Origin of the sequence: Methyloceanibacter sp., assembly GCF_049590335.1 — a bacterium.
Taxonomy (GTDB): Bacteria; Pseudomonadota; Alphaproteobacteria; order Rhizobiales; family Methyloligellaceae; genus Methyloceanibacter.
In genome coordinates this window covers 1-7,340 of record NZ_JBAWCQ010000140.1, presented here as the reverse complement: position 1 = coordinate 7,340, position 7,340 = coordinate 1, and the positions used below count along the sequence as shown (strand labels likewise).

General features: G+C 61.3%; 8 protein-coding genes, 1 tRNA gene and 1 riboswitch. Of the genes, 5 read left to right on the top strand and 4 right to left on the bottom strand.

Translation table 11 applies throughout. From position 1 onward, the window contains the following. Both WBQ77_RS10970 and WBQ77_RS10965 read right to left on the bottom strand, forming a co-directional pair. On the bottom strand, positions 1-242 hold a 242-nt coding region (locus tag WBQ77_RS10970; protein WP_424060253.1), incomplete at its 3' end, for a PLP-dependent transferase. Between the two features lie 78 nt (positions 243-320). After that, positions 321-398: riboswitch (SAM riboswitch) on the bottom strand. 42 nt (positions 399-440) lie between these two features. After that, on the bottom strand, positions 441-1,172 hold the full coding sequence (locus tag WBQ77_RS10965) for a DJ-1/PfpI family protein (protein WP_424041821.1): 732 nt from the start codon (positions 1,170-1,172) through the stop codon (positions 441-443). An 89-nt stretch (positions 1,173-1,261) separates the two neighbouring features. On the opposite strand from WBQ77_RS10965, the gene WBQ77_RS10960 reads away from it, so the two are divergent. The 3 genes from WBQ77_RS10960 (at position 1,262) to WBQ77_RS10950 (ending at position 4,625) form a co-directional block, all read left to right on the top strand. Continuing rightward, the gene (locus WBQ77_RS10960; RefSeq protein WP_424060251.1) at positions 1,262-2,455 is read left to right on the top strand and encodes a 2'-deoxycytidine 5'-triphosphate deaminase; all 1,194 of its coding nucleotides are present in this window, start codon (positions 1,262-1,264) and stop codon (positions 2,453-2,455) included. A gap of 75 nt (positions 2,456-2,530) precedes the next feature. Beyond that, complete coding sequence (locus WBQ77_RS10955) at positions 2,531-3,892, top strand: alanine/glycine:cation symporter family protein (protein ID WP_424041818.1); 1,362 nt, start codon at positions 2,531-2,533, stop codon at positions 3,890-3,892. Positions 3,893-4,007: 115 nt separating this feature from the next. After that, positions 4,008-4,625: a hypothetical protein gene (locus tag WBQ77_RS10950; RefSeq protein WP_424041816.1), complete on the top strand. Its 618-nt coding sequence runs from the start codon at positions 4,008-4,010 to the stop codon at positions 4,623-4,625. 481 nt (positions 4,626-5,106) lie between these two features. Here the strand turns inward: WBQ77_RS10950 and WBQ77_RS10945 are convergent, their stop codons facing one another. Both WBQ77_RS10945 and WBQ77_RS10940 read right to left on the bottom strand, forming a co-directional pair. After that, positions 5,107-5,502, bottom strand: a complete 396-nt coding sequence (locus tag WBQ77_RS10945; protein ID WP_424041815.1) for a helix-turn-helix domain-containing protein — start codon at positions 5,500-5,502, stop codon at positions 5,107-5,109. Between the two features lie 143 nt (positions 5,503-5,645). Next, positions 5,646-6,635 carry a radical SAM protein gene (locus WBQ77_RS10940; protein ID WP_424060249.1) on the bottom strand — a complete coding sequence of 330 codons (990 nt, stop codon included), beginning with the start codon at positions 6,633-6,635 and terminating at the stop codon, positions 5,646-5,648. Between the two features lie 149 nt (positions 6,636-6,784). Here WBQ77_RS10940 and WBQ77_RS10935 point away from each other — a divergent pair. Together WBQ77_RS10935 and WBQ77_RS10930 are read left to right on the top strand one after the other, a co-directional pair. Then, positions 6,785-6,859, top strand: a tRNA-Gly gene (locus WBQ77_RS10935). Between the two features lie 252 nt (positions 6,860-7,111). Then, the coding region (locus tag WBQ77_RS10930) for a transposase (protein WP_424041812.1) at positions 7,112-7,340 on the top strand (229 nt) is incomplete at its 3' end.

Sequence of the window (7,340 nt, the reverse complement as noted above, 5' to 3'; positions counted from 1 at the left end):
CCTTCAAGCGCGCACATGCGCTGCTCGAACATGGAGACGGTCGGGTTCGCGTAGCGGCTATAGACATAGCCGTCCGCCTCGCCTTTGAAGCGGGCTTCGGCCTCCTCGGCGCTGGAATAGACATAGCCCGAGTTAAGAAAAAGGGCTTCGGAGGTTTCGCCGAATTGGCTGCGCAGCGCCCCCTCATGCACCAGCTGCGTGGCGGGGCTCCAAGTCTCGCGGCTCTTGTTCTTCCCGGCCATGACCCAATACTCCTCGAACGTTTTTCACATGACCGGCGGCATAAAAAAACCCGGATTTGGCTGTCGCCAAAGGCCGGGGGGTCGAAGTCCGCGGCCCTTTAGCAACTTGTTTTACGTGGCTGCAAGCCGGCCGGCCAAATCACCACACCTTCGATTAATGTCGTGCGGGGACGGGACCGTCAAGCAAAAGGAGCGAGTTCAGTCTGCGCCCGCCACCTTAATCCCAAGCCGCTTCGCCACCGCGCGTGCGGTTTCCTCCCGGCGGGCGGTCAGATTGGCGGTCGCGTTCCGAACGGTCTCAACCGCCGCCTTGGGGGCCCGGTCCGGTGAGCCCGCATCGAAGGGCGGCTCCGGCGCATATTGCATGGCGAGCTGGATGGTTTCCGCCGTTTGCCGTCCGCGCAGCATGGCGGCGACCTGCAAGGCCCCGTCAATGCCGGACGTGACGCCGCCCGCGCAGACGAGATTGCCGTCCACGACCACGCGGGCATCGACGGGTGTCGCGCCGAACAGAGGCAGAAGATGCTGAACTGTCCAATACGTCGTGGCCTTCCGCCCGCGCAGGAGTCCCGCCGCCCCGCAGATCAGCGCGCCCGTGCACACGGAGAACAGGATTTTCGCGCCCGCGGCCTGCCGGCGGACCCAGTCGAGCACGGCCTCGTCCCGCATGAGGGATTCCTGGCCCGGGCCACCCGGGATATGCAGGACGTCCAGCTGGGGCGCATCGCCGAGCACCGCATCGGGTGTCAGCCGCAAGCCGCCCACATCCCGGACCGGTGATGCATTGAGGCCATAGAGGCGACGGGTGGCGTTCGGAACCCGAGCGAAGACCTCGAACGGGCCCGTGAGGTCGATCTGGTCGAGCCCCTCGAACAGAAGCGAGCCGATCTGAAGGGGCTCATCGTCGAGAATCTGGCCTTCCAGGATCATGGGATGCCCTCTAATGTTCCTTGTGAATCCGGGGGAGAATCGCGTTCTCAGGATGACCCGCCACACGGCAAATGCAATGAAGATCGGTTATGAACCAGCCCGACCAATTTTTTGACGCATCGTCCGAGGATTCCACCGCTTCAGACGCGCCCGACGGGGCGAGCCGCGCGCTCTCCCGGACCGGTGTGCTGCCTAGTCAGGCGCTCCGCGCGCTCATCGAGGCGGGCGAGGTCGGCGGGTCGGTTCCAATCGACGAGGCGCAGATCCAGCCCGCGAGCGTCGACCTGCGTTTGGGTAAGGTGGCCTACCGCATCCGGGCGAGTTTCCTGCCCGGCACCAAGGCGACCGTGAGCGACAAGCTGGAAGGCCTCACCTTCCACGAGATCGACCTGACCGGGGGAGCCGTTCTGGAGGCCGGCTGCGTGTATCTGGTTCCTCTGCTCGAGCATCTCAATCTGCGCAATACGATCGCGGCGTTCGCGAACCCCAAGAGTTCCACGGGCCGGCTCGACGTGTTCACCCGCCTGATCGCCGACTACCAGGAGAGCTTCGATTACGTTGAGGACGGCTATCGCGGCCCGCTCTTCGCCGAGATCTGCCCGCGCACCTTCTCCGTCAAGGTGCGCACGGGAACGCGGCTCAACCAGATCCGCTTCCGCCGCCGCGTTTCTCAGCAGGCCGACGAGCCGCCCGGCCGGGTGGGCGACAAGCACCTGCGCGCCATCCATTCCGACGTGGGGCTGGTTGAGGGCGAGGCGGCGATCCGCGACGGGCTCAATCTTCGCATCAGCCTGGCGCCGGCCGAGCCTGGCGGGATCGTGGGATACCGCGCGCGGCGTTATGCGGGCGTGATCGATATGGACAATGTCGGCGGCTACGACGTCGGGCACTATTGGGAAGCGGTGTATCTTGGCCGCGACAAGCGTCTCGTCCTGGACCCGCAGGAGTTCTACATCCTTGCGTCCAAGGAAAGCGTCTCCGTGCCGCCGGAATATGTGGCCGAAATGGCTCCGTTCGATCCGATGATCGGCGAGTACCGCGTGCACTATGCCGGCTTCTTCGATCCCGGATTCGGCTACTCGGCCGGAAAGGTTCCCGGCGCCAAGGCGGTGCTCGAAGTACGCAGTCTGGACATCCCCTTCATCGTCGAGGATGGCCAGATCGTGGGGCGGCTCGTCTATGACAGGCTCACCGAAATCCCCGAGTCCCTTTACGGCCAGGGCATCGGGTCGCATTATCAGGCCCAAGGGCTGAAGCTGTCGAAACATTTTCGTCAGGCCTAAGTCCATCTTCCACCTTCGAGACACGCTGCCTGAGGGAGGCGGCTGCCGGCAATCAGCAAACGGGGAACGAACGCCATGCGTACACTCACATCAGCTATAGAATGGTTGAGCGGGGTTGTGTGGGGCGTGCCCATGCTGTTGCTCCTGGTGGGCGTCGGCGTCTACCTCACGATCGGCCTGCGCTTCCGTACCTTGCGCGACCTACCCTTCGCCATCGCCCTGGTTTGGCGGGGGCGCATTCCGGAGGGCAAGGGTGACATTGCGCCGTTCAATGCGTTGATGACAGCGCTGGCGGCGACGATCGGCACCGGCAATATTGCCGGCGTTGCCACGGCCATATTCATTGGCGGGCCCGGTGCGGTCTTCTGGATGTGGATGACGGCGCTGGTGGGCATGGCCACCAAGTTTGCCGAGGCGGTGCTCGCCGTCCGTTATCGGGAGATCGACGATCGCGGCAAGTATGTCGGCGGCCCCATGTACTACATCAAGAACGGTCTTGGTCCGCGCTGGACCTGGCTCGGCACGGCTTTCGCTATATTCGCGGGCTTTGCAGGGTTCGGTATCGGTAACACGGTGCAGGCGAACTCCGTGGCCGATGCCATGGAAGCGTCGTTCGGTATTCCGTTCTGGCTGACGGGGTGCATCCTCGCCACGCTCGTCGCCCTCGTCCTCGTCGGTGGCATCAAGCGGATCGCGACGGTTGCAGGAACGCTCGTTCCGATCATGGCCGTTGCCTATGTGGGCGCCGGCATCGTGGTGCTCGTGCTGAACGCGGGTGCCGTGCCCGAAGCGTTCGGGCTCATATTCAAACACGCCTTCTCGCCCATCGCAGCGACAGGTGGATTCGCCGGAGCGGCCGTGTGGGCGGCGATCCGCTTCGGCGTTGCGCGCGGCGTCTTCTCCAACGAGGCGGGGCTCGGGTCCGCGCCGATCGCCCATGCCGCAGCACAGTGCAAAGGGCCCGTGAGCCAAGGCCTCGTGGCGATGCTCGGAACATTCATCGATACGATTATCGTCTGCACCTTCACGGCGCTTGTCATCTTGAGCACGGGCGCCTGGACCAGCGGTGAGACGGGCGCGGAGCTTACTTCACTGGCGTTCTCGACAGCGCTGCCTGGTGTCGGGGCCGAGATCACGTCGATCGCGCTGGCCGTATTCGCCTTCACGACGCTGCTCGGCTGGAGCTATTACTGCGAACGGTCCTGGGAGTATCTCCTCGGCGTGAAGGCGATCATCCCATTTCGTGTGCTGTGGTCGCTGGCGCCGATTCTCGGTGCATCCGTAAAACTCAGCTTCGTCTGGCTGTTGGCCGACACACTCAATGCGCTGATGGCGATTCCGAATTTGATCGCGCTGGCGCTGCTTAGCCCGGTGGTGTTCGCCGCCGCGAAGGAGTTCTTCGCCACGCGCGGCAAATCGGAAAACAATCCGTATTAGTTGAATGGCCTAAGCCGCCATTAGACCACAGCGTGGGTTGGCGCGAGGCCGGTCCGTATGCGATTGTCAGACTTTCCGAGCAGCGCCGCACATTTGAGATTTTCCGGGAGGCACGATGAAACACGTTGCGATCGCATTTGTTTTGGCTTTCGTTGCGAGTTTGGGCGCCGGAGGTTCGGTTCACGCGCAGAGCGTTCAGGAACTCGCCAAGAGGGCCGCGAGCGATGCGAAGCGCGGCAAAGACCTCGAGGCCTACAATACGATACGCAATGCCGCGCTGAGGATTTGGGAGCAGAGCCCGCTGCTGTTTCGTGAGGCCTTATTCGTCAAATCTGCGCCCACGGGCTACGGCATTTACGACCCCCGCCCGAACAACGTCTTCAAGCCTGGCGAAAAGCTCTTCATCTATGTGGAGCCGGTGGGCTTTACCTGGAAGAAACAGAGCGGGTTGAATCATGCCGAGCTCGTCTCCGACCTCGTTCTGAAAGATAGTGAGGGTACGGTTCTGGGCGAGCAGGTCGGGTTCGGGACCTTCACCTTCGACAGCCGCGACAGGAACCTGGAGGTGATGACGGCGCTGACCATCGATTTCACGGAGGCGCCGGCTGGCAAATACGTGGCGGAGCTGAAATTCACCGACAAGCTCGGGAAGAAGTCGGCCTCTTTTGAACTCCCCTTCGAGATCGAGGGCGACATAGACGGGTCCGACAAAGACGAGTCCGACAAGGACTAATAGGGTGCAGTGCGCTGATTGCATCACACCAGCCGACTGAATACCAGCGATCCGCTGAGCGGTCCGGATTTTCCTGTTGTCTGGGGGAAGGCAGCCGGGAGCCCGGCGGCCGAGAGTGCGCTGGCAGGAACGGCTACGGACCAACTGGCCGGGACCTAGGCAACTTGACCTGCCATCCCCCCCCGGACCCGGGTGGTGGTCGCGACAAGACGAAAGCCTCGACGAGGAGGGGAGTCGGATCGAGGAGGTTTCAGACCACGATCCCACCGTGAACTTCACACAGTGGTCGCGATCGCTCCTCCTCCTCCTCGACTACGCCACCATCAAGGGACTTCAGCGCTAGCTACACAGATTCGTGCACCATCTGAAGGTCGCTGAGGCGGAGTTGACCAAGGTCGAGTCCGACAACGGCCTGTCTGAAGAATCTGAATCTGACGAGGAACCGCCGTTTTCCCCAAAGGTCCATTGAAGCAAGTGCGACCTACTTCGCGCTGCTCTCTTCGGGCCGGCTTTCGGCGATACCTTCGACGAGGTTTACGACGGAGCGTCTCAGCCCCGCATCTTCGATATCGGCAAAAGCGCGCACGAGCCGTAGGGCTTGTTGGTCGCCAACAAACTTGATGGGCGATTCCATCTCGGTAGTCGCAGGACCGGCGCCATCGAAAAAGACGTGGATCGGGACATCGAGAGCCAGGGCGATCTGCATCAACCGGCTGGCGCCGACGCGGTTCGCGCCGTTCTCATATTTCTGGATTTGCTGAAATGTCAGACCGAGAATATTGGCTAGGTCAGTCTGGGACATCTTCCTTTCCAGCCGCCAGAAGCGGATGTTGTGACCAACGACCACATCGGTCTGTTGCGGCGATTTTTTTCCCATTTTTGCTCCTGTAATACACTAAACGGAACAACCAATTACCGGTATTTGGTGCATTGCAATAGTGGCAGTTTTACTGCAATCACTCAATTTAGAGTGATAATAGAGTGCGAGTGCGCGTTATTGTATTGGACAATAGGTGAGCCCTACTCATTAGCCGGGGCGGAGCACGCCCCACCGCCCAACACGCAGAATCGGGCACAGTGCGGATGGCAGAGCTTGACCGCCCCCTGGTCGAACATCTCGCCATGGGCCGTTGCCGCCTCGGCAAGAGTAGTCCCCATACTGAAGGCTGGAACGTCCGTCAGCAGAGTACAGGGCAGGACCACGGGGTTCCGGTCGCCCCGGCGTTTCACGATCATGCGGCTCGACGCACACATCATTTCTGAGGGCGACTGCTTGAGAATCTCCCAGCAACCGTCGGTGATCTCGGGCACGTCGGCATGCGCGTCCATCTCGGGGAACAAGACCAACGAGTCGACGTCGTCCGCAGTAACAGGCCAGGAACGCGAGGCTAAGAGCGCGGCGTAGCCCGCCCGTGCCTCCAGCTCTGTTTCGCCCCAGCACGTTCGTCCAGCGATCGCGATCGAGAAGCCATTGGCCGCAAGCCAATCGGTTCCCTCGAGGGTCTTGTAGAAGGTGCCGGGGCCGCGCTCCTCGTCGTGGAACTCCTCAGTATAGTGATCGAGACTGACTCGCACGCATAACCGGTCGCCATGGACCTTGCGCAGAGCCAGCAGCCCGTCCTGGATCCCGGGGCGCATCATGGGCTGCAGGCCATTTGTCAGAACGAGTGCGGAGAATCCGCGCTCCAACGTGTCAGTGAGCATGCCGATCATGTCGGGGTTCATGAAGGGCTCGCCACCGGTGAACCCGATTTCTGTGACCGGCCAGCCGTCTTGCGCGATCTCGTCGAGGTAGGCGGCGGCTTCGCTCCGGCTGATATAGACGAGTGCATCGTTTGTCGGGCTCGACTCGATATAGCAGTTGCGGCAGGCAATGTTGCATAGCGTGCCCGTGTTGATCCAAAGCGTGCGAAGCCGGTCCAGCGGGACGCGGGCACGGCGTTGGCCGTCCGCGGTCCTGTCCGGGTCGGCGAACTTGTGGATCGTCGCTGATAAGGCGGTGTCGGTCATGGGGTGAAGGCTCTATCTCCCTGGTTTGCGTGCATTAGCGGGTGGAGCCGTCTGAACCGCAAGTCCCAGCGCCTTCACCCTTGCGTGAGGGCCAGTTGCTTTTCTACCTTCCCAAGTCATCTTGGTCGGGCTACGCATGATGGCAATAGGCGGGTGTAGCTCAGTGGTAGAGCAGTAGCTTCCCAAGCTACGTGTCGTGAGTTCGATTCTCATCACCCGCTCCAATCTTTTCAATGACTTGAGAGATTAGACTGCTGTTCTCAGCTTCCTTTGTGTCGAGAATTGGCGCGTAATTTGTTCGGCAAGCGTTCGCTGGAATGAGCTACCCCCGATAATTCAGCTTTAGAATGCAAATTGCATTATCCGAGCTAGAATCACTTGGGGGGTGTTTTGGTATCAATACCTCAACAACGTCCCACGTTGTCTTGGCCCCCTAAAACTGTGCCAGTTTGTGGTTAGCAGTGAGGGAGGGTTTGATGGCTCGGAAGCGTCATTCGGATGAGGATTGCCTACGGCTCTTGCGGGAGATTGAGGTCCATCTGTCCGGTGGTTCGGATGTGGGAGCAGCGTGTCGTTCAGTGGGTATCAGCGATGCAACCTATTATGCATGGCGCAAGAAGTTCGGGGGTATGGGCCGACCCCAGCTTGCGGAACTGAAGGCGCTTCAGCGTGAGAACCAGCGGCTGAAGAAGATCGTAGCCGATC